Source organism: Actinomyces qiguomingii, assembly GCF_004102025.1.
Classification (GTDB): Bacteria; Actinomycetota; Actinomycetes; order Actinomycetales; family Actinomycetaceae; genus Actinomyces; species Actinomyces qiguomingii.
The window spans coordinates 3,794,110-3,817,765 of the sequence record NZ_CP025228.1 but is presented as its reverse complement, the minus strand read 5'-3'; the positions used below and the strand labels follow the sequence as shown (position 1 = coordinate 3,817,765).

Annotated in this window: 20 protein-coding genes, 1 tRNA gene, 1 CRISPR repeat array and 1 riboswitch; of the genes, 8 read left to right on the top strand and 13 right to left on the bottom strand. The window is 65.5% G+C overall.

The window, feature by feature from the left end:
* Positions 1-5: 5 nt before the first annotated feature.
* Positions 6-1,007: an aldo/keto reductase gene (locus CWT10_RS16010; protein ID WP_103061883.1), complete on the bottom strand. Its 1,002-nt coding sequence runs from the start codon at positions 1,005-1,007 to the stop codon at positions 6-8.
* Positions 1,008-1,410: 403 nt separating this feature from the next.
* Here CWT10_RS16010 and CWT10_RS16005 point away from each other — a divergent pair, with 403 nt between their 5' ends.
* Both CWT10_RS16005 and CWT10_RS16000 read left to right on the top strand, forming a co-directional pair.
* The gene (locus CWT10_RS16005; RefSeq protein WP_332881174.1) at positions 1,411-2,190 is read left to right on the top strand and encodes a hypothetical protein; all 780 of its coding nucleotides are present in this window, start codon (positions 1,411-1,413) and stop codon (positions 2,188-2,190) included.
* A 484-nt stretch (positions 2,191-2,674) separates the two neighbouring features.
* Positions 2,675-3,075: a CRISPR direct-repeat array (repeat unit 37 nt; unit sequence GTCAGGAAGCACCTCGCACCTCCAGGTGCATTGAGAC).
* Positions 3,076-3,220: 145 nt separating this feature from the next.
* Positions 3,221-3,907: a low molecular weight protein-tyrosine-phosphatase gene (locus CWT10_RS16000; protein ID WP_332881176.1), complete on the top strand. Its 687-nt coding sequence runs from the start codon at positions 3,221-3,223 to the stop codon at positions 3,905-3,907.
* Between the two features lie 56 nt (positions 3,908-3,963).
* On the opposite strand, the gene CWT10_RS15995 is transcribed toward CWT10_RS16000, so the two are convergent.
* Positions 3,964-5,160, bottom strand: coding sequence for an alpha/beta hydrolase (locus CWT10_RS15995; RefSeq protein ID WP_103061997.1), 1,197 nt, complete (start codon positions 5,158-5,160; stop codon positions 3,964-3,966).
* Between the two features lie 214 nt (positions 5,161-5,374).
* A riboswitch (SAM riboswitch) is annotated at positions 5,375-5,465 on the top strand.
* Between CWT10_RS15995 and CWT10_RS15990 the strand changes: the two genes are divergently transcribed.
* From CWT10_RS15990 to CWT10_RS15980, 3 genes are all read left to right on the top strand, one after another.
* Complete coding sequence (locus tag CWT10_RS15990) at positions 5,459-6,550, top strand: methionine ABC transporter ATP-binding protein (protein ID WP_416171683.1); 1,092 nt, start codon at positions 5,459-5,461, stop codon at positions 6,548-6,550. Its footprint overlaps the riboswitch before it by 7 nt.
* On the top strand, positions 6,547-7,266 hold the full coding sequence (locus tag CWT10_RS15985; protein WP_103061998.1) for a methionine ABC transporter permease: 720 nt from the start codon (positions 6,547-6,549) through the stop codon (positions 7,264-7,266). The genes CWT10_RS15990 and CWT10_RS15985 overlap by 4 nt, the downstream gene beginning before the upstream one ends.
* Before the next feature lie 140 nt (positions 7,267-7,406).
* Positions 7,407-8,258 (top strand): MetQ/NlpA family ABC transporter substrate-binding protein, encoded by an 852-nt coding sequence (locus CWT10_RS15980; RefSeq protein ID WP_103061999.1) that lies wholly within the window; start codon positions 7,407-7,409, stop codon positions 8,256-8,258.
* A gap of 48 nt (positions 8,259-8,306) precedes the next feature.
* Here CWT10_RS15980 and CWT10_RS15975 read toward each other — a convergent pair whose 3' ends face one another.
* The 4 genes from CWT10_RS15975 to betT all read right to left on the bottom strand — a co-directional run bounded on the left by CWT10_RS15975 (position 8,307) and on the right by betT (position 14,042).
* A complete protein-coding gene (locus CWT10_RS15975) occupies positions 8,307-9,674 on the bottom strand; it encodes a hypothetical protein (protein ID WP_103062000.1) in 1,368 nt (455 codons plus the stop codon).
* An 86-nt stretch (positions 9,675-9,760) separates the two neighbouring features.
* Positions 9,761-11,128 (bottom strand): hypothetical protein, encoded by a 1,368-nt coding sequence (locus CWT10_RS15970; RefSeq protein WP_128683611.1) that lies wholly within the window; start codon positions 11,126-11,128, stop codon positions 9,761-9,763.
* Between the two features lie 97 nt (positions 11,129-11,225).
* The gene (gene upp / locus CWT10_RS15965) at positions 11,226-11,864 is read right to left on the bottom strand and encodes a uracil phosphoribosyltransferase (RefSeq protein ID WP_103062002.1); all 639 of its coding nucleotides are present in this window, start codon (positions 11,862-11,864) and stop codon (positions 11,226-11,228) included.
* Positions 11,865-11,903: 39 nt separating this feature from the next.
* Positions 11,904-14,042 (bottom strand): choline BCCT transporter BetT, encoded by a 2,139-nt coding sequence (gene betT, locus CWT10_RS15960; RefSeq protein WP_103062003.1) that lies wholly within the window; start codon positions 14,040-14,042, stop codon positions 11,904-11,906.
* A 281-nt stretch (positions 14,043-14,323) separates the two neighbouring features.
* On the opposite strand from betT, the gene CWT10_RS15955 reads away from it, so the two are divergent.
* A complete protein-coding gene (locus tag CWT10_RS15955) occupies positions 14,324-14,815 on the top strand; it encodes a nucleoside deaminase (RefSeq protein WP_199176301.1) in 492 nt (163 codons plus the stop codon).
* Positions 14,816-14,988: 173 nt separating this feature from the next.
* Positions 14,989-15,077: transfer RNA gene (locus tag CWT10_RS16665), tRNA-Ser, on the top strand.
* Between the two features lie 85 nt (positions 15,078-15,162).
* Here CWT10_RS16665 and CWT10_RS16905 read toward each other — a convergent pair.
* On the bottom strand, positions 15,163-15,339 hold the full coding sequence (locus CWT10_RS16905; RefSeq protein WP_158247587.1) for a hypothetical protein: 177 nt from the start codon (positions 15,337-15,339) through the stop codon (positions 15,163-15,165).
* Positions 15,340-16,312: 973 nt separating this feature from the next.
* On the opposite strand from CWT10_RS16905, the gene CWT10_RS15950 reads away from it, so the two are divergent.
* Positions 16,313-16,732 (top strand): nuclear transport factor 2 family protein, encoded by a 420-nt coding sequence (locus CWT10_RS15950; protein WP_103062004.1) that lies wholly within the window; start codon positions 16,313-16,315, stop codon positions 16,730-16,732.
* Positions 16,733-17,400: 668 nt separating this feature from the next.
* On the opposite strand, the gene CWT10_RS15945 is transcribed toward CWT10_RS15950, so the two are convergent.
* The 6 genes from CWT10_RS15945 to CWT10_RS15920 all read right to left on the bottom strand — a co-directional run bounded on the left by CWT10_RS15945 (position 17,401) and on the right by CWT10_RS15920 (position 23,554).
* Positions 17,401-17,934 carry an arginine repressor gene (locus tag CWT10_RS15945; protein WP_103062005.1) on the bottom strand — a complete coding sequence of 178 codons (534 nt, stop codon included), beginning with the start codon at positions 17,932-17,934 and terminating at the stop codon, positions 17,401-17,403.
* Between the two features lie 122 nt (positions 17,935-18,056).
* Positions 18,057-19,013 carry a carbamate kinase gene (gene arcC / locus CWT10_RS15940; RefSeq protein WP_128683610.1) on the bottom strand — a complete coding sequence of 319 codons (957 nt, stop codon included), beginning with the start codon at positions 19,011-19,013 and terminating at the stop codon, positions 18,057-18,059.
* 7 nt (positions 19,014-19,020) lie between these two features.
* Positions 19,021-20,028, bottom strand: a complete 1,008-nt coding sequence (gene argF / locus CWT10_RS15935) for an ornithine carbamoyltransferase (protein ID WP_128683608.1) — start codon at positions 20,026-20,028, stop codon at positions 19,021-19,023.
* Between the two features lie 75 nt (positions 20,029-20,103).
* On the bottom strand, positions 20,104-21,351 hold the full coding sequence (locus CWT10_RS15930) for an arginine deiminase (protein ID WP_103062325.1): 1,248 nt from the start codon (positions 21,349-21,351) through the stop codon (positions 20,104-20,106).
* 28 nt (positions 21,352-21,379) lie between these two features.
* The gene (locus tag CWT10_RS15925) at positions 21,380-22,774 is read right to left on the bottom strand and encodes a basic amino acid/polyamine antiporter (protein WP_233188044.1); all 1,395 of its coding nucleotides are present in this window, start codon (positions 22,772-22,774) and stop codon (positions 21,380-21,382) included.
* 456 nt (positions 22,775-23,230) lie between these two features.
* The gene (locus CWT10_RS15920) at positions 23,231-23,554 is read right to left on the bottom strand and encodes an arginine repressor (protein WP_103062327.1); all 324 of its coding nucleotides are present in this window, start codon (positions 23,552-23,554) and stop codon (positions 23,231-23,233) included.
* Positions 23,555-23,656: the final 102 nt, after the last annotated feature.

The following is a 23,656-nucleotide window of genomic DNA, read 5'->3' as shown; positions in this document are numbered from 1 at the left end:
CGTCCTCAGCGATCGATGAGCTTCGCCAGGGCCGCGTTGTAGCGATCCCCGGTGATTTCGACCTCGGCGGCGGCCGTCTCGATTTCCGCCAGATCGTCGGCAGTCAGCTCGACGTCGGCCGCGCCCAGGTTCTCCTGGAGCCGATGCAGCTTGCGGGTGCCGGGGATCGGGACGATCCAGGGCTGCTGCGCCAGAATCCAGGCCAGGGCGAGCTGCGCCGGGGTCACCCCCTTGCGCTCGGCCTGCGCCACCACGACGTCGACCAGGGCGTGATTCGCCCGCCAGTTGTCCGCGCTGAAGCGGGGAATCGTGGCGCGGATGTCCCCCTCCCCGAACGTGGCTTCCGCCCCGACGGTCCCGGTGAGTACGCCCTTTCCCAGTGGCGAGAAGGGCACCAGGCCGATGCCGAGCTCCTCCAGCGTCGGCATCACGGAGGTCTCCGGCTCCCGCCACCAAAGTGAGTACTCGCTCTGCAGCGCAGTGACCGGGGTGACGGCGTGGGCCCGGCGGATTGTTTGCGCGCCCGCCTCGCTCAGCCCCCAGTGGAGGACCTTGCCCTCCGCAATGAGTTCGCCTACGGTGCCGGCCACATCCTCGATCGGCACCTGCGGATCGACCCGGTGCTGGTAGTACAGGTCGATGCGATCGGTGCCCAGACGCTTCAGGGATCCTTCGACCGCCCAGCGGATGTGTTCGGGACGGCTATTGAGCGGCCAACCGGTGCGGGATCCGTCGGCCGGGATGTCGAAACCGAATTTGGTGGCGATGACAACCCGATCCCGGTAGGGGGCCAGTCCTCTGCCCACCAGCGTCTCGTTGGTGTGGGGGCCGTAGACCTCGGCGGTGTCGAACAGGGTTACTCCGGCGTCCACGGCCTGGCCGAGGAAGCGCACCATATCATCGGCGTCGGGGAGCGGGCCGTAAGCCTGACTCATTCCCATGCAACCCAGCCCGATGGCACTTACCTCCAGCGCGGCGTCAGCGGTTCCCAGTGTGCGTGTCTTCATGTGTTGGTCCTTCCCGGCGGTGGGCGACGTATGGCTTGTGCACCAGGGCGCGATCCACCCTGAAGCCACCTTAAGGATGGAGCTCCCGGTGAGGGAGGGTCGGCGAGACCCTGGATGGTCCACCGCCGATGCGGCTGGCGGCTGGCGGCCCTTGAGCTTGTCCGGCCAACATGCGTGCGGGAAAGGGCCGCGTCGTGACGGCACTTTTTCGGCGTCGTACCTTTAGGCTGGCCCCATGAGCGAGTACTTCGCGGGAAGGCGGGGCGAAGCGCCCCGAGGCGGCCTTCCGGACGGCCAGACGGAGCCCTGGACTCCTTTCCGCGGTGGTCGGCCCGCGACGTCATCCCGCTCACAGATTCCTGGTCGGTCTTCTTCAGCGCGTGGCCGGTCCCGCGGTCGACACGTGGCCCCGCCGCCTCCCGAACATGTGCGCTTCGGGGTCCCCTTCAACGGCATTGTGCCTCTGTGGCACGACGGCGCCGATATCACCTGGCACCGCCCGCTGGACGACGTCGACTTCTCCTCCATCCTCGGTCTGGGGCACGTTCAGACCGAGCCGGGACCGTCGGTTACGCCCGGCGGCTGGCAGGAACTCGTTGAGGCCGCCACGCTGCTGCCCGCCGCGCCCGACTCCGACGATGGGCCGGTGCTGCGCCTGCGCGCGGTCACGCCGTCGGGCCGCCGCGCCATCAATGACCCCGGCGACGGCGCCCCCATCCGTCTGTCCAAGGCCCTGCCGGTGGAGGAGGCCATGGGGGCCGGTGCAGGTCTGGACGTCATCGGGTTCTCTGTGCATATCGGCCGGCTGATGCTGCGCTCTGCGCGCGACGGCGCCATTCTGTTGTTCACGCTGCGCGCCCCGCGCGACCCGGAGCCGCATCACCTGTTGTCTGTTCCCAGCGAAGTGGACTCCCGTCAGGTCATGCACTTCCACCTGGGCACCTTGCTGGATATGAACGACGGCGCCTGGGCGCGTGCCGAACATGCCGACAATATGACCCTGCTGGACCTGGATGTGCCCTACCAGAGCCTGTTGGGTCGAAGTGGACCTCAGGGGGAGCAGGGGCTGGAGCTCGAGCGCCTGACGGAGATGGCACAGCCGGTGGTGGAGTGCTTGCTGCGCCCGGGATTCCCCTTCGCGCTGGGGTCGTCGGTGATCATGCCGGCGGGGCGGCCGCGCTGAATTCGACGCTGCCGCCGGGGCCGGGTGTTATGACGCTGCTGCGTGCCATGACTTGCCTGGTGTGTGCCGGGGTGATGTCGCCGGATTCGGGCAGGGGCTCGGCAAAGTCGGTGTCTGGATGGTGGGTTGTTAGGGGTTTGCGGGGTGTTGGTGGTCGGTGGTGTTGGCTGGGGGTAGGTGGGTGGTGTCCGGGGCTGTGGCGTGCGGTGCTGGTGTGGCTTGTGTGGCTGGTGGGGTGTGGCGGTGAGGTTGCGATTTGGTCTACGGTACAAAGTTTGGTGCGTTTTGACCCCGACTTTTCCGCATGACTTCGTTGAAAGTTGGTGGCTGGAGGGGGGTTGGGGGGTGTCGGTGGCGCTTGGCTTGTTTTCAACGAAAGGTGGTAGTTTTGGGGTGGTGTTAGCCGGTCTCGTGGGGTGCTTGCGGGGTCGGTGGCGATCTGGCCTCTGGAAGTGGCGGTATGACGCGGTTTCCAGGGGTAGGGGTCAGGAAGCACCTCGCACCTCCAGGTGCATTGAGACAAAAAGCGCGAGCCGCTCTCTTTATTGTCTTGTTCAAGTCAGGAAGCACCTCGCACCTCCAGGTGCATTGAGACTCGGAATTGAAGATCGAAACCTGGTCTTGGGCCAGGTCAGGAAGCACCTCGCACCTCCAGGTGCATTGAGACAGTAAGGGCCGCCAGGTCCCATTGCGCCTCCAACGTCAGGAAGCACCTCGCACCTCCAGGTGCATTGAGACTCCACGCCCTCGACCGCGCTGATGGCGCCCAGGAAGGTCAGGAAGCACCTCGCACCTCCAGGTGCATTGAGACTAGGCGGTGTTTACCTCTACCAGGTAGGGAGTGTTGTGTCAGGAAGCACCTCGCACCTCCAGGTGCATTGAGACGGAGGCGCGCACGCCTCCCCATCGCCGAGTTCGGTTGAAATAACCACCGAGATCGGTCGACGTTCCTGCCCCGGGCGTGCCCCCTGCCCGCCGGAGCAAACCGCCCCGGCTTGAAACCCCGCCCGGACTCGGCCAGGCTCCTGCCATGACCGCGATCTCCGGCCCCACGCCGGCCCCCACCGAGCCCGCCGCCCCGGACACGCCGACCCACTTCGCAGGCCCCGACCTGCCCGCGCCGCATGATCCGGCCGGCCCCTACGGCGTCGTCATGGTGTGCACCGGCAACATCTGCCGCTCTGCCATGGCCCACGCCGTACTCGTGGACCGGCTCGCCGCCGCGGGCATCCCCTCCTACCCCGGGGGCGTTGCGGTCACCTCGGCGGGCGTCTCCGACGAGGAGGCCGGCAACCCCATGGACCCCCGCGCCCAGCGCGTATTGTCCGAGGCCGGCTACGGCGGCGGTGGCGACGCCGCCTCCCGCGCCGTTATGGCGGTCATCTCCCAGCATGCCGCCCACCGCATCAGTGACACCGAACTACGCCGCGCCGACCTCGTTCTCGCCATGACCGCCGCGCACCACCGCGCCCTGACGCGCCGCGCCGCAGGCCTAGACGTCGACCCGGGCCGCATTCTCATGTACCGCCAGTTCGACCCCACCGCCCCCGCCGGCCCGACGACGACGGCCACGCCCGCCTCCCCGTCGAGCCTGGACGTGCCCGACCCCTGGTACGGGACCCTCGCCGACTTTCTGTACACCCTCGACGTCGTCGAACGCGTCAGTGACGCCCTCACCCCCAAGCTGGCGAGGCTGGCGGCCGAGTTCGCTCAATAACAAGGGGCGCCGGCAACCAGCCCCCGGCCCGGGGCGGCCCGACGTCCGGCCGCGGCTCAGCCCAGCCGCTCGGCCAGCCAGCCGGTGAGCGTGGCCAGGTACTCCTCACGCGCCGGCAGAGGGGAAAGCACCAGGTCGTGCACCCCGCCGGGGATCTGCACCACCGTGACGTCCTCGCCCAGGAAACGGGAGCGCTCCAAGATCTGGTCCACCGACAGCACCGTGTCGCAGCGCAGCGCCTCCTCGCGGGAAACGCCCGGCCCGCCCGACGCCGTCGAGCAGCACACCAGCACCGGCACATCAATGCCAAGGCCGTGGCGCACCTCCCGCTGCAGTCGGCGAATGCCCGCCAGGAAGCCGGCTCGCACCGGGAACGACGGCGAGGGCTTCAGCGCCAGGTCCCAGTCCCATTCCCCGCCCCAGCGGCGATGCAGGGTGCGGGTGTAAATATCAACCTCAATCGGCCCCGGATCGGTGACTACCGGCAGGGCGGTTGCGGCGTCGTCGTGCGGACAGTCCGTGGAGGGGCCCCGGGAGGGCGTGGCCTTGGAGGCGGCCTCGGCGGGTTCCAGCTCCTTGTTCTCGTTGGGGTTGTCGATGACCCGGTCGGGATCGCGGCGGGATAGCAGGTCGACGAAGGCCGAGCCGTAGGAGCGCACCAGGCCGGAGGAATTCAGCTGCAACCAAGGGGAGTTGAGAGCGACGGCGTCCACCGATCCGGGGTGGTCTCCGGCCCAGATCACCGCCTGCAACCCGCCGGTGGAGTGGCCGTTGAGTACAACCGTGGAATGTCCGTGCTCGCCGCGGATGATGTGCAGCGCCTCGGCGATCTCCTCGTCGTGCACCCGCAGGTCGCGCACGTCGTGGGGAGACCAGTAGTCCACGCCCGCACGGCCGCAGGCGCGCAGTTCCAGCGCATAGAACTCGTAGCCCGCCGTGAGGAAGGCGTCGGCCAGCCAGGTCTGGAAGAAGTAGTCATTACGTCCGTGCAGGTACAGCACGGCGCGTGCATGCCGGGGGGCGGGCGACTGCCCTTTCGGTTCAGGCGTTGGGATGGCACCGCGCTGATGGACGAGCACGGCGTGATCCGCTCCCGGTGCGGCGGGCGAATCGGTGACCGGGATGGTGCGTGCCACCCAGGGTTCGCCCAGAATGTCGGGCACCGGCTGGGAGGTCCTCCCGGCGGCGGGGGAGAGCGGGGTGGTGGGCGGGTCCGGCTGCTGGCCCGGCGTCGTCTCGGTCGTGGATGCCATGGCGGAATCCTGTCACGGACGACGGCGCCCGGTCGGGCGGTTCGCCGGCTCCGATTCGGAGGCGCCAGCCGATCTCGATGGTCATATCGACCGATCTCGATGGTCATATCGACCGAACTCGGCGGTAACGTCGACCGAACTCGGTGCAGTGATGCGCGCATCGTTTTTGTCCTACGGCTTGCCCCGGACGCCGCTGGCCATTTAGTGTGGGCGGCGACCATCCAGAGCAACCGAGAGACCTGGCTCATCGACGTTGCAGCAACCCCCGTTCGCGGAGAGGGTGCTACCGCCAGGACCGATGGAGGACCACGTGACGCAGCCACCTGCATCCCAGGACCCAGCCCCGGGCGGCGCCGCCGCGCCTTCCGGTGCCGCGACCGCCTCCGCCGCCCAGGAGCCCATGATCTCGCTGCGCGACGTCCACAAGGTGTACAAGCTGCGTGACGGCAGCACCGTACGCGCCTTGGACGGGGTGAACCTGGAGGTGCAAGCGGGCTCCATTCACGGCATCGTCGGCACCTCCGGCGCTGGCAAGTCCACCCTGGTGCGCTGCCTGACCACCTTGGAACGCCCCTCCTACGGTGAGGTGCGTGTGGCCGGTCAGGATATGACCGCGCTGTCCACTCGTAGCCTGCGTGACGCCCGCCGTGCCATCGGCATGGTCTTCCAGCATGCGAACCTGCTCGACTCGCGCACCACCGCCCAGAACATCGCCTACCCCTTGGCGCTTGCGGGGGTGCCCAAGGGGCAGCGGCACGACACGGTCGTGCGCATGCTCGATCTGGTGGGCCTGGCCGACCGCGGATTCTCCTACCCCTCCCAGCTCTCCGGCGGTCAGCAGCAGCGCGTCGGAATCGCCCGGGCGCTGGCGGACCAGCCGCAGGTGCTGCTGTGCGATGAGCCCACCAGCGCGCTGGACCCGGAAACCACCCGTCAAATCCTCAGACTGATACGGGACGTGCGCGACCGGCTCGGTGTCACCGTCGTGATCATCACTCATGAGATGAGCGTGGTCCGCCAGATCTGTGACTCCGTAAGCCTGCTTGAAGCCGGTCGCATCGTGGAGTCCGGTCCCATTGAACAGGTGGTCTCCGACGTCGGCTCCCGCCTGTCCCATGAACTCGTCCCTGCCCCCGAGGTCCCGGATGGGGCCCTGCCCGACGGCGACGTCGTCATTGACGTGGCCCTGACCGCCCACCCCGGGCAGCCTGCCGCCGCCCAGGTGCTGGCACTGGCCGCCGAACGGGGCGCCGACGTCGCCGGCGGCCTGTTCGAGACACTCGGAACCGCCCAGGTCGGTCGCCTGGCACTTACCGTCCCCGCCGAACAGGCGCCGGGCGCACTCACCGCCCTGCGTGAAGCGGGCGTTACCGCGGAGGTACGCGCATGAACACTCTGACAGCCTCCGTGGAGGCGATCGCCGCGGCCGCCTCGGGTGACAACACCTGGTTCAACAATCCCGCCATCCAGCGCAAACTCGGACCCGCCACCCTGGAGACCTTCCAGATGCTGGGCGTATCCGGGGCCCTGACCATCGGGCTCGGTCTACTGCTGGGGCTGGCGCTGGTCACCACCGGCAAGCGTGGTCAGCACAGCAACCGGGTCGTGTACGAGGCGCTCTCCCAGATCGTCAACCTTGGGCGTTCCATGCCCTTCATCATCCTCATGGTGGCGCTGATCCCCTTCACCCGCATGCTCGTGGGCACCTCCCTGGGTTGGGGGGCGGCCTGCGTGCCGCTGACCGTCGGCGCGATCCCCTTCTATGCGCGCCTGGTGGAGACCGCCATCAACGACGTCGACCACGGCAAGGTCGAGGCGGCCCTCATGATGGGAGCCTCCAACCGCCAGATCACCTGGGGCGTGCTGGTCCGCGAGGCCCTGCCCACCCTCATTCAGTCCGCCACGGTCACCGTTATCACGCTGCTGGGTTACACCGCTATGGCCGGGACCGTGGGCGGCGGCGGCCTGGGCGACCTGGCCATTCAGTACGGCTACCGGCAGAACGCCTCAGACGTCATGGTGATCGTCGTCGTCCTGATCGTGTTCGTGGTCGCCGTCATCCAGGTGTGTGGCGACATGCTCAGCCGGCTGGTCGACCACCGCTGAGCCTCGACCAGCCGGAGTCCCGGGGCGAGGCCCCGACGGCTCGGCTCACAAGACTTCGCGCCGACGCCTCCGCCGCGCGCGTCGGCGCCCGCAACCGAATTCGCGCGGCTTTGACGACTTCAAGACAAGGAACCACAGTCATGAACTTCACCATTTCCCGCCGCAGTGCCCTCGTGGGCGGCGTCGCCTCCGCCGTCGCCCTGACCCTGTCCGCCTGCTCCGGCAACTCCGGGGGAGTCGACGGCATCAGCGTCGACGGCGACACGGCCACCATCTCCATCGGCGCGACCTCCCAGCCCCACGCTCAGATCCTCCAGTGGGTGCAGGACAACCTCGCCGCCGACGCCGGACTCAGCCTTGACATCGTAGAAATCGAGGACTACGACATCCCCAATGCCTCGCTCAGCGACGGCTCCCTGGCGGCGAACTTCTTCCAGACCCCCAACTTCCTGGAGCAGCAGAACGAGGAGAAGGGCTACGACTTGGTGGCCATTGCCGACGTGCACATCGAACCCATGGGTATCTACACCGACAAGGGCTACAGCTCGGTTGACGAGGCCGCCGAGGGCGGCACGATCGTGCTCAACAACGACCCCGCCAACACCGCCCGCGGCCTGAAACTGCTGGAGTCCGCCGGCCTGATCACGCTCGACCCCGACGTCGAGATGCCCACCACCCTGGACGTGACCGAGAACCCCAAGAAGTTCGAGCTGATCCCGGTCGACGGCGCGCAGACGCCCATCTCGATGGCTGATTCCGAGTTGGCTGTCATCAACGGCAATTTCGCGCTTGCCGCAGGCCTGAACCCCAGCGCGGATGCGCTCGTCCTGGAGCCCAGTGGGGAATCCCCCTACGCCAACCAGCTCGTGGTGCGCAGTGCCGACAAGGACAACGAGCACCTGGTCAAGCTCGCCGGACTGCTGAACACCGAGGAGCTGCGCGCTTACATTGAGCAGACCTGGACCGACGAGTCGGTGGTTCCCGCCTTCTGAGCTGGAGCCCGCCGATCGTCGTGCCGCCCCGCCTCCTGACTCCAGAGATCAGGAAGCGGGGCGGTAACCTGTCAGCGTGCCGGTGGGCGGGTCATAGCCGATGGCGTAGTCGGTGGCGACCAGGTCGAAGAGGGCGCCGGAGTCAGGGTCCATGCCGGGGAAGGTGATCTGCTCCCCGGTATCGGCGTTGTACATCAGGCGGAAGGTCTGGATGTCCTGGGAGTCGGTGACTCTTGGCCCGGCCGTCATGACGGAGCGGTCCGCAGCGATTCGGATAGCGGACAGGCAGGACGGGCCGTCGGCCGAGTTCGGAAGTTCGATTGTGCGCCCGTAGGTGATATCGACTGACTTGGCGCAACGGTCCTCATCGGCGTTGACTATGCCGAGTACGGTATCCAGAGAATTGTCGGCGAAGCGTGTCCTGAACTCGGCGAGTGAAAGCGATCCGAACACGGGAACCACCCATGAATACCGGGGGGTGTCGAACTGCTCATCGTAAGAATCCGTCGGCTCGCCCCCATCAAGGTCGTAGGTGTAAACCACGGATCGGTCGGAGGTGTCGGTGAGTACGATGAACCATCCGTCACTCGCACCGTAGGCCGCGTAGCTGCGGATATTGTCAGGAGACAGGGGCAGGTTGAGCTGGACTTTTTCACCGGTGTCGATATTGTAGATCTCGCGGTAACTGATATTGCAGTAGCGTTGATCGCCGTGCGGGAACACTGTCGCGTAATGAGCGGACTGGGCGCGTAGGTAGTCGGCGGCATAATCGGTGCTCGTCGTCCACAGCGGGGTGTCTGGGGCGTCCTCTTGATAACCGGTGCATTTGTTTTCGGAGGTGCAGGCGATGGCGATGTCGTCCGCTATGAGGACGCCGTCACTGGAGGACCATTTGGCCTCGCGGGTTTCGCCGGTATCCAGGTCGTACAAGGTGGTGTCGTGGATGAGGGTGTTGTTTCCCCAGAGGAGGTATGCGGGCTTCATGGGGATGTCGAAGTCGTCGCTCGTATCGCCGGAATCGTTGGTTGCGTCAACGGTTGCAGACCAGGACTCCGTTACGCCCGAATCGGTCAGGTCATATGCGGTAAGCGTGGAAGCGGCGGGGTCGTCGCCGGTGTCCAGGGTGAGCAGATGGCCCGGCACGGTCATGACCTGCGCGTTGGCGGCCACGGTTGTGGTCCAGGTTCGCTCGGCACCATTGGTCCATTCCGAGGAGGGGCCGGTGATCGCGAGTTGATTCGGTTCCGCGAGTGCTGCGTAGTTCTTGCCCCGGGCCAGGGCCAGGGCGCCGCCAACAATGAGGCTGAAGGTCAGCACCGCCGCCAGGACGGCAGTCGCGATTGCCCGCGCGCCCAGCGGCTCCGGTGCTGTGGGCGACAGGCCGGACGGGCCGGGCAGTGGCGTCGGGGGAGTCATGTCTTTGATGGTAGGCAGTTCGGCGGCGCGGTAGAAGTGATGATGACGGGGAGAGGTACCCGTTTGCCCCCTTATCCGTGAAGGATTCAACCTGCGGGGCGGTAGCCTGTCAGCGTGCCGGTGGGCGGGTCGTAGCCGATGGCGTAGTCGGTGGCTACCAGGTCGAAGAGGGCGCCGGAGTCAGGGTCCATGCCGGGGAAGGTGATCTGCTCTCCGGTATCGGCGTTGTACATCAGGCGGAAGGTCAGAACATCCTGGGCGTCGGCGGCTCCGAGTCCGGCCGTCATCACGGTGCGGTCCTCAGAGACGTGGATTGCTGACAGGCAGGAGAGGTCGTCGGTGAACTGCGTAACCTCAATCGTTCGTTTGTCAATGACGTCAACCGACTGGGCGCAGTTGCTGTCATCGCGGTTCACTATGCCGAGCAAGGTCTCGGTTGAGCCGTTGGCGAACCGTTCCTTAAGCTCCGCCTGCGAACGTGCCCTGTAAATGTTGACAACCGACTGGTTATTGGCCAGGGTCGCGCTGTCCGCATAGGAGTCGATTGGTTCGCCGCCCTCAGGGGGAAATGCGTAAACAGTGTTCCGGTCGCCGAACTCGGTCAGATAAATCATCCAACCATCGGTTGCCGCATAAGTGGCGTACCCGGCGATGTTCTCCTCCGGGATCGGGATGGTAAGGGGAACCCGCTCGCCGGTGTCGATGTTATGTATAGTGCGGTTCCCGAGAATGCAGTACCGTTGCCCATCACGTACAAATACAGTTTGGTAGAAGTTCGACGCGTACTGGAAGTAGCGCTTGGGGTACTCCATGGTTGCGGTCCACTGCGCTGTATCCGGCTGGTCCTCTCGGTACGCGGTGCACTCGCCGCCGGAGGCGCAGGCGATGGCGACGTCGTCGGCGATCATCACGCCGTCGCTGGAGGACCAGGGAGCCTCGCGGGTTTCGCCGGTGTCCAGGTCGTACAAGGTGGTGTCGTGGATGAGAGTGTTCTTCCCCCACATGAGGTAGGCGGGCTTCATGGGGATGTCGAAGTCGTCGCTCGTGTCCCCCGCATCAGTAGAGGCGTCTACCTGAGCCGACCAGGACTCGGTCGCACCCGAATCGGACAGCGCATACGCCGTGAGGGTCGCATCGGCGGGATTGTCCCCGGTCTCCAGGGTCAGTAGGTGGCCCGGCACGGCTATTACTTGCGCGTTGGCGGCCACGGTGGTGGTCCAGGTCTGCTCTGCCCCGGCGGTCCAGGCCGGGGACGGTGAGATGTAGGTGACCAGGTCGGTGGGCGGAGGAATCGAGTAGTCGGTGCCGCCGCCCAGTGCCAGGCCGCCGCCCAGTACGGCGCCGAATGCGAGTAGTCCGGCTGCGATGGCGGCGCCGATGGCTCGCGGGCCGAGCCGGTCCGGCCCCACGGGAGGGGATGCGGACCGTCCGGGCGACGCCGTCTGAGAACTCATGACTCGATGCTAATTGTTCGTGGGAGCGGGTAGAAGTGAGGGTCGAGCTTGATCAGTCCGCCGATTCGGCGGCGTTATGTCGGGCGGTGGGACGTCTTCAGTCCACGATGCCGTACAGGCGGTCACCGGCGTCGCCCAGTCCGGGCACGATATAGGCGTGCTCGTTGAGGCGCTCGTCTCGGGCGGCGGCGACCACGGTTACCTCGGCGCGCTCACCGATGGCCGCCTCCAGGGTGGCGATTCCCTCCGGTGCGGCGATCAGGCAGATGGCGGTGACATCGCGTGCGCCGCGCTCCAGAAGGTAGTTGATGGCGGCCACGAGGGTGTGGCCGGTTGCCAGCATGGGGTCGACGACGAAGCACTGGCGACCCGACAGGTCGTCGGGCAGACGATTGGCGTAGGTCTCAACCTCCAGGGTGTCCTCGTTGCGCTTCATGCCCAGGAAACCGACCTCGGCGGTGGGCAGCAGCCGGGTCATGCCCTCGAGCATGCCCAGCCCGGCGCGCAGGATCGGAACCACGATGGGGCGCGGCTCGGCCAGACGACGGCAGCTCGTCTCCGCCACCGGCGTCTTGATGCGGACCTCCTCGGTGCGTACGTCCCGGGTGGCCTCGTAGGCCAAGAGGGTCACCAGCTCGTCGACGAGCTGCCGGAAGACCGCCGAGGGCGTCTTCTCGTCGCGCAGAACAGAGAGTTTGTGATCGATGAGCGGATGATCGGCAACGTGCAGGCGCATGGGTCAAGCCTAAAGGAATCACTCCCGGATGAGGGGCGCTCAGACGGTTTCGGCGGCGCCCAGGTACTCCAGCCACCGCTCGTAGTGGTCCAGGACGTCGTGGGCGACCTGCTCGCGCGACCAGTCCATGACGTCATAGCCCTGGCCGCCTCCGCGTGGCCGCACCTCCAGGCGGACGGTGAGGTCATCGGCCTCGTGGACGACGACGCCGAAGGCCGGCACCGGCGCCTGCACCATGCGTACCGCGTAGCGGAATCGGGAGCCGGCCACCTGCTCGCCCTGCGCGGCGGCGGTCTGCTCCGGAGACTGCGGGGGCGTGACCACCAGGGTGGCCGAGCCGAGGAAGTTGCGCACGTCGTCGGGATCCTGCGCCTCGGGGCCGGCGATCACCACCTCGGCCACCAGGTCCTCCTTGCGCAGCTCATCGGCCACCGCCTCGAGCGCCGGCACCACGCGGCTGTTCATGGCGCGCTGGGCGCGAGTGGGGGAGACGATGTCGAAGGTGTGGGACAGGCGGTCGCGCCAGGGGATGCGGTTCATGCCGGCGGCGGTGCCGGTGGCGCCGAGCAGGCGGTTGCGGTTGGCGATGCCGCGGGCATGTTCACGCGTGGCCTCGGTGCGCATGGCCCGCCAAAGACCCGCCATGACCGCGATGATGACGAAGGAGAACGGCAGCGCCATGACGATTGTGGCTTGCTGCAGGATGGGGATGCCGCCGGCCACGAGCATGGCGATGGTGAGCACGCCAGTAAGGGACGCCCAGAAGATCCGCAGCCAGGCCGGGGCGTCCTGCGGGTCGCCCCGGTAGGAGGACGGCGCTCGGCTGGAGAGGTTGGCCATCACCAGTGCCCCGGAGTCGGCGCTGGTCACGTAGAACAGAATGCCGATGAACAGGGCCAGTGCGATGAGAATCCTGCCGCCGGGCATGTGGTCGAGCAGCATGTACAGACCCTGCTGCGGCTCCGCCACGGTGAGCTCGGCGAAGTTGAGGTTGCCCGAGCGGATCAGGTCCAGGGCGCTGTTGCCGAAAATCGACACCCACATGGTCACGTAGGAGAAGGGCAGCACCAGGGAGCCGATCACGAACTCTCGCACCGTGCGGCCGCGGGAGATGCGCGCCAGGAACATGCCGACGAATGCGGCCCAGGTGATCCACCACGCCCAGAAGAACAGCGTCCAGGCGTTCAGCCAATCCGTGGGCCGGTCGTAGGCGTAGGTCTCCAAGGTCAGCCCGGGGAACTGGGTGATGAAGTCGCCGACGTTGCCCACCAGCGCATCGAGCAGGAAGGCGGTGTCTCCGGTGATCAGCACCCACAGCGCCAGCCCGACGGCCAGCAGCACATTGATGTTGGACAGCACGCGCACGCCACGATCCACCCCGGATACGGCGGAGACGGTGGCCATCAGCACGCTCAGAGCGATCAGGCCGATCTGAGTCGTGGTCCCCTGCTCCAGTCCGAACAGAATGGTCAAGGCCACGTTGAGCTGCACCACGCCCACGCCGAGCGACGCCGAAATACCCACGGCCCCACCGATCAGGGCGGCGGCGTCGACGACGTCGCCGAAGCGGCCGTTAACCCTCTCGCCCAGCAGGGGGCGCAGGGTGGAGCGCACGGCTAGGGGCTGGCGGCGTCGATAGGCGAAGTACCCCAGGGCCATGCCCAGGATCGAATACAGGCCCCAGCCGCTGATGCCGTAGTGCAGCATGGTGAAGACAATCCCGTTGCGGGCCGCCTCCACAGTCTGCCCGTCCCCGGTGGGCGGCTCCATGTACTGGATCACCGGTTCGGCCACCGCGTAGAACATGATGCCGGTTCCCACGCCGGCGGCGAAGAGCATGGCCGCCCAGGAGAAGGTGGAGAAGTCCGGAGTGGAGTTGTCCGGACCCAGTCGGATCGTCCCGAACTTCGACAGCGCCAGGACGATGACGAAGATGAGGGCCGCGGTGACCAGCAGGATGTAGAAGGAGCCGAACCAGCGCCCGGCCCAGGCCACGGCGGCGCTGAAGGCTGCGGAGACCGTATCCGGGGCCACGATGGCGGCGCCGGCGATGGTGGCGATGATCGCTGCCGAGACGGCGAAGACCACTACGTTCAGGTGGCGCTTTCCGGGGGCCGTTGTTGTTGCGGGTGTGGGCTGATCGGTTGGGGATTCAGGCACTGGCACTCCTTGATGCATTGGATGCACTGGTGATGCATGGTGCGCACGTGGCCGCGAGCAGACGACCGTGGCGACGTTTACGGGATTGTGAATCTTTCAGGGATTCTCCGGTTTCGCAAGTGAAAACGGTTGAAACGAGGTCATCCGGTGGACTTGACAGCCGCATGAGATCGGGGATAAACGGCCGCCCAAGAGATCCTTCCCACATTTCCAGTCCGGTGGGTGTTGACGTGCCGCTGCTGAGGCAGGGTGGTGGCGTGAACATCCCCGGTCTGGTCCGGCAGCGCTACGACGCCGCCATGTGCCGTGCGCTCGAGCTGGCCCGGGAGGCGGGTGTGGCCGGAGAGGTGCCCGTGGGCGCCGTCGTCCTGTCTCCCGACCGCGGCGTCGACGCCGCCCGGGGCGGCACGGTTATCGCTGAGGCCGCCAATGCCTGCGAGTCAGAGCACGATCCGACGGCGCACGCCGAGATACGGGCATTGCGGGCTGCCGGTGCGGTGCTGGGCGGCCCCCACCTGGACGGCTGCACCCTGGTGGTCACTTTGGAGCCGTGCACCATGTGCGCTGGCGCCGCCCGGCTGGCGCGGCTGGCGCGTGTGGTCTTCGGCGCCTGGGAGCCGAAGACCGGGGCTTGTGGGTCCGTACGCGATGTTCTGCGAGACCCGCGCGCCAACCACCAGGTGCAGGTGGTGGCCGGGCTACGCGAGATGGAGGCGCAGGCCTTGCTGCGCAGCTTCTTCGCCTCGCAGCGCCACGGGGAACTATCGCAGCGCGGTGGGGAACTGGGGTAGTGGATCCGACAAAACGGCTCGGCGCCGGCCCTGCCGGGCCGGCGGAATGACGCGCGCAGGGCGTCGGCGTCCACGGCGGGCGGGACTCCGGTCTGCTTCGTGGTCGTTGGTGAGCGACCTCGCAGGAACCCGGGTGCGCTTGAGCCCGTGCGGCGTGTAGGCTCTACCCACGAGGTAGCGTGTCCGAGCGGCCGAAGGTGCAGATCTCGAAAGTCTGTGTGGTTCATAGCCACCCTGGGTTCGAATCCCAGCGCTACCGCCAAACCGATCCCCGGAATCCAGGCGAAAAGTAGGAGTCCGGGGATCTTTTTTCAGGTAGCGCCTCCGGAGGTTCTGGGGTTATTGAGCTATTCGTGTTTGGGGGTGTGGTGGGTGGTGCGTTCTGGCCTGTCCGGGCGGAACTCTCCTGCGTCCGAAGGCGCCGTCCCGTGCCCGAGCGTGGTCTCCCCGAGCCCGAGCATGGTCTCCCCGTGCCCGAGCATGGTCAGCCCGTGCCCGAGCATGGTCAGCCCGTGCCCGAGCATGGTCAGCCCGTGCCCGGACGCTGTTCCTGTGTTTGAGCGCGGCCTGTCGCCGTCGACGGGCGTGGCACCCGCAAGATCGGGCCGCCCCGGTGCTTGAGCGCGGCCTTGGTGTTTGAGGGTGGCCTGTCGCTGTTGCGGTGGATCGTGCTGTGGGGCGTGAGGTGCTGGTTTTCGACATGACCGGCCGTCTTGCACACCATCGCCGGGGGTCTATGGGTGCCACCGACCCCGGGCACAGGGCCAGACAGTTCGTACGTTCCACCTTCGGTTCGTCACCCAGCACTCCAACGATTGGGCATCTGGCACACGCCAACAGCCCACACCCACCAAGCAACGGCACATTGGGCTGCCGCCACCAAGGCGGCACGACATCAAAACCACTGAAACCACCCCAGGGTTGCCCCCCAGGGGCGCCCCACCACCACGTAGTTCCCGGGACTCACTGAGAAGAGGCCGTACCCGGCACACCAGCACCCCACCGACAACAACCACCCCCACCCGAACACAACCACCACACCCACAAACACGAAGAGCCGGTTATCGGCGCGAACGTGGTGCTTTAGATCGGCGTGTTGCGGGCTGTTCTTGTGGGCGCCGCATGGCTTTAACCGTGCCCTTGGGGTAACCGGGTGCCTCCGGTATGAGGGTGTGGGTGGGTGTGGGCCCGGATGGCTGCTGGCCGTGTACTTGGACCGCGCTTCTGCGGTTGGACCGCGTTCTTGCGGTTGGACCGTCTGAGAGTGCGTTTCAGGTGGTCCAACGGCAGCCAGGCAGTCCAACGGCAGCCAGACGGTCCAACGGCAGCCAGACGGTCCAACGGCAGCCAGACGGTCCAACGGCAGCCAGACGGTCCAACGGCAGCCAGGCGGTCCAGCTGGCGGCGTCGTGCGGGACATGGAACCTTCGGTTGCATGCTTGAGGGGGTCGCGCAGTAGCTCCCTGCGTGCTTGCGCGTACCCATAGGATCCAGAGCATGACCGCGTCGAACCCACCCGTACACCCCGCCGATTCAGGACAGGCGTCGATCGAGCTATACCGCCTACTGTGTGACGCCATGGTGGCGGCTGATACGGCCGTCATCGACGCCCTCCTCACTGAGGACTGTGTTCTGACGCATATGACCGGCTACCCGCAGCCCAAGGTCGAGTGGCTCACCGACATCCGCGACGGTACCCTGACCTACCACTCCTCGCAGTTCGTCTCCGCCGAGCCGGACACCATTGATGGATTCCCCGTGGTGCGCGGTCGCGCCCGCACCAAGGCGACGGTATGGGGCACGCGCGGAACCTGGAACCTACAAATCCTCGGTTACGTGGTTCCGGATCCTGTCGCTCCCAGTGCGCGCAATCCGACCGGGTGGCGCTTCAGCCGCCTAGATGCCAGCCGTTTCTGACCTGGCTCCTGAAACCGCCGAGTTCGGTCGTTATTACCATCGAGTTCGGTCGATATGACCATCGAGTTCGGTTGGTAGGGCTGGCGGGCCCGGGGAAAATACCCAGATTCGGCACAAGCGTTGTTCCTTTGCCAAGCCGGGTCGACTGGGGCCATGTCCGCGGCCTGCGGCATCTCGACTCTGACCGCGGGTGCGCCGGTGTAAGAGGTAACCGCACCGGTCTGAATCAGCACCCCGCACGTGGACTACCTGGCTGCGGATGGGCCACCTGGCTGCGGATGGGCCACCTGGCTGCCGTTGGGCCACCTGGCTGCGGATGGGCCACCTGGCTGCGGATGGGCCACCTGGCTGCCGTTGGACCACCTGAAACGCGCTCTCAGGCGGTCCAACCGCAGAAGCGCGGTCCAAGTGCGAGGCCTGCAGCCGACCGGGCCCACACCGCCGCATCCTCACCCTACACGCCATGATCCGAGACGGCTCCCTCTGCGACCCCCAACCAGCACACGACCTACCCGCCGCCGCATGACAAATCACATAGGGGCACCCCCAACCGGCCAACAACCTTGCCGGCCGTCGGCCCGTGAGCTCAACCGATCGAAGTCGATGGTTCTATCAGCCGCACTCGACAGCTGCGTGGTCGAACCGGAAGGGCCGGCAATGGTGTACGCCTAATCGCCCGAGGTTAACGAAGACAAATACTTGGCGAGGGACTGTGCGGCGCTCTCGCTTTTCGTGGCGATTAGGATGGTGTCGTCACCGGCAATCGTGCCCATCACGCCGGGTAGCACGGCGTCGTCAATGGCTGCCGCCAACAGCTGGGCCGCTCCGGGCGGTGTTTGCAGCACGACGTCGCTGTGAGCCGTGCGAATCGACACGGTGAACTGCTCGACGCGACGGTTCAGCTGCTCATGGTACTTGCTCATGGCCGCATCGCGTTGTAGGAGCTGTCCCGGCGCCCCCGCCTCCGGAATGACGTATACGCTTCCATGAGCAGCACTGTGCACCTTATATGCGCGCATTTCTGCCAGGTCCCGTGACAGCGTCCCCTGTGAGACCGAGAATCCGCGTTCGGCGAGCAGGTGCTGGAGCTCGGCCTGGCTGTGGACGCGTACGGAGACAATAATGTCGGCGATACAGCGGCGCCGGGCGGCAGGAGTGCGAGCCGCGAAGCCTGATTGATCCTGAGAGGGTTCGGAATTCATGTCAACAATGCTTGGGATGCCGATGTATGGTGAGAAGTGAGTAACAGTATGTTACCGTGTCTCGGGCTCGCTGTCGGCGGTCCAGTACCTTGACCGGAACCGCCGACAGCGAACACGGACGGTTACCGGTTGCGGCCAGGTGGGCGGATGTCTTCGGGTTGGCCGTAGTTGCCGCCGGGGGTGATGATGGTTCCGGCGGTGCCGTTGATGATTGCGGTGGTGTCTTGGAGGCGGCCGATGGCGGCCATGTCGCCGGTGAGTTCGACGAAGCGGCATACGGCTTCTACTTTGGGGCCCATGGAGCCGGCGGGTAGGTTGAGGGCTCGTAGGGATGCTGGTGTGGCGCGGTCGATGCGTTGTTCGTTGGGGGTGCCGAAGTCGGTTCTTACTCCGTCGACGTCGGTGAGGATGAGTAGGGCGTCGGCTTCGAGGTGTTCGGCCAGTACGGCGGCGGTCAGGTCCTTGTCGACGACGGCTTCGACTCCTTCTAGTTTGCCTTGGGCGTTGCGGATTACTGGTATGCCGCCTCCGCCGGAGCAGATGACGATGGCGCCGGCTTGGAGGAGGGTGCGGGCCATGCGGGTTTCGATGAAGCGTTGGGGTTTGGGGGAGGGCACTACGCGGCGCCAGTGGGTGCCGTCGGGTTTGACGGTCCATCCCCGTTCGGCGGCCAGTGCCTGGGCGGTGGGCTGGTCGTAGACTTCGCCGACGAATTTGGTGGGGTTGTTGAAGGCCGGGTCGCCGGCTAGGACCAGGGTCTGGCTGATCAGTGAGGCGATGTGGCGGCCGGGTAGGGCGTTTTGCATGGCCTGGAGGATCCAGTAGCCGATCATGCCCTGGGTTTGGGCGCCGAGGGTGTCGAAGGGGTAGGGCTCAGACAGGCGCTCGTCGTTGGCTGACTGTAGGGCGAGGGTGCCTACTTGGGGGCCGTTGCCGTGGGTGATGATCAGTTCGTGTTCCTCGGCCAGTGCGGCCAGCGCTTTGGCGGCTCGTTTGACGTTGGTGATCTGGGTGCGTGCGTCGGGGCGCTCTCCCCGGCGCATGAGGGCGTTGCCTCCCAGTGCTGCGACGATTCTCATGGGTGTATCACTCCCAGTCGCCCAGGGTGGCCACCATGACGGCCTTGATGGTGTGCATGCGGTTTTCGGCCTGGTCGAAGGCTATGTTGCGGTCGGTCTCGAACACCTCGTCGGTGACCTCCAGGCCGTCCAGACCGGTCTTGGTGTAGATGTCCTGGCCGATGGTGGTGTTGCGGTCGTGGAAGGCGGGCAGGCAGTGCAGGAACTTCACCTCCGGGTTGCCGGTGCGCTGCACCAGGGTCGCGTTGACCTGGTAGGGCTTGAGTAGAGCGATGCGCTGATCCCACACCTCTTTCGGCTCGCCCATGGACACCCACACGTCGGTGTACAAGAAGTCCACGCCCTTCACGCCGGCATCAACCTCGGAGCCGATGGTGATCCGGGCACCAGACTCCTCCGCCAAACGACGAGCTTCGGTGACCACCTCATCGGCCGGCAGCAACTCGGCAGGTCCGATCAGGCGCACGTCCATGCCCATCAAGGCCCCGGAGACCAGCAGGGAGTTGGCCACATTGTTGCGGCAGTCCCCCAGATAGGCCAAGGAGATCTCCTTCAAAGGCCGACCCGCGTGCTCCAACATGGTCAACTGGTCGGCCAGGGCCTGGGTGGGATGCCAGTCATCGGTCAGCCCGTTCCACACCGGCACCCCCGACAGATCCGCCAACTGCTGAACATGGGCCTGGCTACGGCCCCTGAACTCAATCCCATCGAACATCCGACCCAACACCCGGGCAGTGTCAGCCACCGACTCCTTATGCCCCATCTGCGAACCCGACGGATCCAGATACGTGGTACTAGCACCCTGATCAGCCGCAGCCACCTCAAACGCGCACCGCGTACGCGTAGAAGTCTTCTCAAACAACAAAGCAATATTCTTGCCCTTAAGACGCTGCACCTCCCGGCCCGCCCGCTTATCAGCCTTCAACTGACCCGCCAGATTGAGCAGGATACTCCACTGCGACGCCGTAAAATCAAGCTCCTTCAAAAAAGAGCGTCCATGAAGGGGGTAGGTCATAGTGACTTTCCTTTCTGAATATGTTCGGATGGGTGAGACATGGGGGCGAGGATCCTTCGGTATTCGCCCGCGTCCTCAGTAGTCGATGGCATCCCGGTCGATGGGGCAGGTCATGCAGTGGCCACCGCCGCGTCCGCGCCCCAACTCGGAGGCGGGGATCTCAAGCACCTCGATACCGGCCTTGCGCAAGCTGCTGTTGATGCCACGATTGCGGTCGTATGCGACGACGACCCCGGGTTCGATTACGACGACGTTGTTGCCGTCGTCCCACTGCTCACGGGCAGCGCCGATACGCCCGTAGGAGGAGGCGACGGCGCGCAGGGAAGTGCCGATGGAGTTGCCGACGACTTCGATGAATGAGGCGTCCTCATGGTGCACGCGTACCCCTCCCAACTCGGTTGAAGAGGGAGTCAAGGTGAAGCTGGTCAGCTTGTCCACCACAGGTTCATACACATTGACAACATCTTCCGAGCAGAAGGTGAAGACGGTGTCCAGGTGCATGGTGCTGCGATCCTTCGGCATACGCGCCGCAATGACCTTGGTGGCGCCGCCTCTTTCGAATAGGTTGTGCGCGAGGTGGCTGACTGCCTGATAGGTGGATCGCTCGCCCATGCCCACGAGCACCACGCCGTTACCGATGGGCATAATGTCTCCGCCCTCGATGAAGGAATGGCCGGAGTCGTGCTTGAGCCCGTTGAACCAGGTGGGGAACTTACGTCTGGTGAAGAACGGGTGGAACTTATAGACGGCACGTGTCAACAGGGTCTCTTGGCGGCGCGCGGACCAGTACATGGAGCTGATGGCGACGCCCTGGTAGATCCAGGCGGAGGGATCGCGCGTGAAAACAGAATTCGGCAGTGGCGCGATGAACATCTCCGGCTCGTCGGCGCCCACGTGATACGGAAGCACAGAAGTGCCGAGGATGTCTTTCGGCACCTCATCGGAGGAGAGTCCTCCGATGAGATAGGATGCCAGTTCCCAGCCGGGGAGCTGATCCATCCAACTGCGCAGTTCTTCCGTGATGCCGGCGCCCATGGTCGAGGTGTTGATGCGACGGTCCAGAACCCATGCCCGCTGCTCGGGTACGGCCAGTACATCAGCGAGCAGGGAGTCGAATTCAAGTACGGTTACCCCGTGGTCGCGCAGCAGCTGGACGAAGGTGGCGTGATCCTCTTTCGCCCGGTCGACGTCGATCGTGTCGTCGTAGAGAAGGTCGTGACAGTTCTGAGGTGAGAGGAAGGTGTGGGCGCGTCCGGGTGAACAGACCATGACGGTGCGGAGGACTCCCGCCTCGGACCACACTCCGTTGTTGGTTGCGTTCATGATTGCCTTTCGATTGGATGGTCGATGATCAGATGCTGAGTGTGCCGGTGGCCAGGCCGTATACCGCGTATCCGGAAGCCAGGACAAGGACGATCAGGATTGCCGTCTCCACGGGCGTGAATGGCTTCTCTCCCGCCTTCCGCCTGGCCGCGACGTAGAAGGGCGTCCCGGGAAGATAGAACAGACCGACGAACAACAGGTACTTCGGGCCCGCCGCATACAGCAGCCAGATGGAGTACACGGATGCGAGTACGCCCACGGTGACTTCCGCGAAGTTGATGCCGCTGCGCGAACGCACGGAATCGATCAGGTAGAAGAGTGTGGAGAACACGTAGGGGAGCAGTATGAGCGCGGATGCCAGGAGGATGAGGTCGGTATAACCGGCGCCGCCGATTCCCGCCCACAACAGCATCAGCTGCACCATTGAGGAGGTCAGCCACATGGTGCCGACCGGGGTGCTGTGCCGGTTCTCCCGACCCAGCCATGACGGCAGCGTCCCGTCGGTGGCAGGCACGCGGAGAATCTCCGCGCACATCAGGAACCACGCTAGTAGTGAGCCGATGAGGGTGATGATCAGGCCGGCGGCGATGAACTTGGCGCCCCAGGGTCCGGCCGCGGCGGTCAGGACTCCGCTTAGCGAGGGGTCCGGTAATCCGGCGAGCTCGTCACGGGCGAGAACTCCATAGCTCAGCAGGTTGACCAGTAGGAGCAGGGCGAGCACGGAGGCGAAGCCGATTATGGTCGCCCTGCCCACGTCGCTGCGGCTCTTGGCGCGTTCGGAGAATACGGACGCCCCTTCTACGCCGATGAAAACCCAGACGGTGACCAGCATCATCGCCTTGATCTGGTCCACGGTGGAACCAGCATCGGCGGACTGCCCCCAGAAGTCGGCGGAGAAGGTGTCGATGTCGAAGGCGATGGCGGCCATGACTCCGAACACCACCAGGGGCATGATCTTCGCCACCGTAACGATGGTATTGATGACGGAGGCCTCATGGATGCCTCTGAGAATGAGAATGTGGTAGCCCCACAGGATGACCGATGCCACGGCAATGGCCAGAGGTGTATTGCCCTCTCCGAATCCCGGAAGGAAGACCCCTACCGCACTCATGAGCAGTACTAGGTAGCTGACGTTCCCCATCCAGCCGCTGACCCAGTATCCCCAGGCGGATGTGAATCCGATATAGGTGCCGAATCCCTCCTTGGCGTATCCGTATACGCCCGCCTCGATCTCCGGCCGCTTCACGGCGAGGGACTGGTAGACCTTCGCCAGCATGAGCATGCCGATGCCGGTTATGAGCCAGCCTATGATGAGCGGCCCCGGTGCCGCCACGGCCGCCATCTGGGACGGCAGTCCGAATATGCCTCCGCCGATCATCGAGCCGATCACGAGCGCGATGAGTGCGGGCAGAGAGATCTTCACCGGTCTCTTCTTGGAACCGCTTTCACTCTCCGACGTCTTGTGAGCCGTGCTTGTTGACATCTCCTGCCTCTCTGGAGGATGCGTAACTGGACGACTGGAGATTCGTTCACGAGGCGTTCCGCCGCCGGATGGATAACTCCGGTGCCCTCCGTGTTCCCGCGGGAGGGATTTAGAGTGTTTCCATGCGTCCGGCGTCGTGAGCGGATCTCCTGAAGACAGGTTAGCCGGGGAGGGAAGCCCTCTTCAATACGAGGAATGACGTCTGATGATATTAGTTGGCGTGAATGATTTGAAGATGTATTAGTGTGGATCGGCCAGATCTCAGCGTTCTTCGGTAAAGGTTTCGTATTATATTCGCGACGCCCGATGAAAGTCACCCGAGTCGGGTGGGACTAAAGTCCTGGAAGCTGGTTGAGTTTGGTCTGCTGGCGGCCGCTGCGGGGGCGCTGCCGGAGCTCAGTCCGGGCTGTCGGTGGCCGCGCGTTCGCGCAGCGCCCGCTCCGCCTGTGGGTAGCCCTCCTTGATCTGGATGAGCACCTTGGGCACGATCTGTTTGCTCGCGCAGACTATGGCGACCGAGTCGTTGCCGGCGATGGTTCCCAGTACATCGGGCAGCTCCATGTGGTCGATCAGGGCGGCGGCGTACTTCGCACCGCCGGCGACCGTGCGCAGCACTATGCGGTTCTTGGCCGCTTCCGCGGAGATCCACAGGTGGCGTCGGTCCTCGTGGGACGGTCCGGCGGATTGTCCGTGCCGGTCGGATCTGAATGTGGGGGGCATGTGGCTACCGATCGTGTTGGCGTGGGGGCCGACGTCGGCTCGGCGACACGACGCGAGGCGGAGCGTCGCCGTTGTACGGAGTCCATGCGGCCCTGGTAAGGG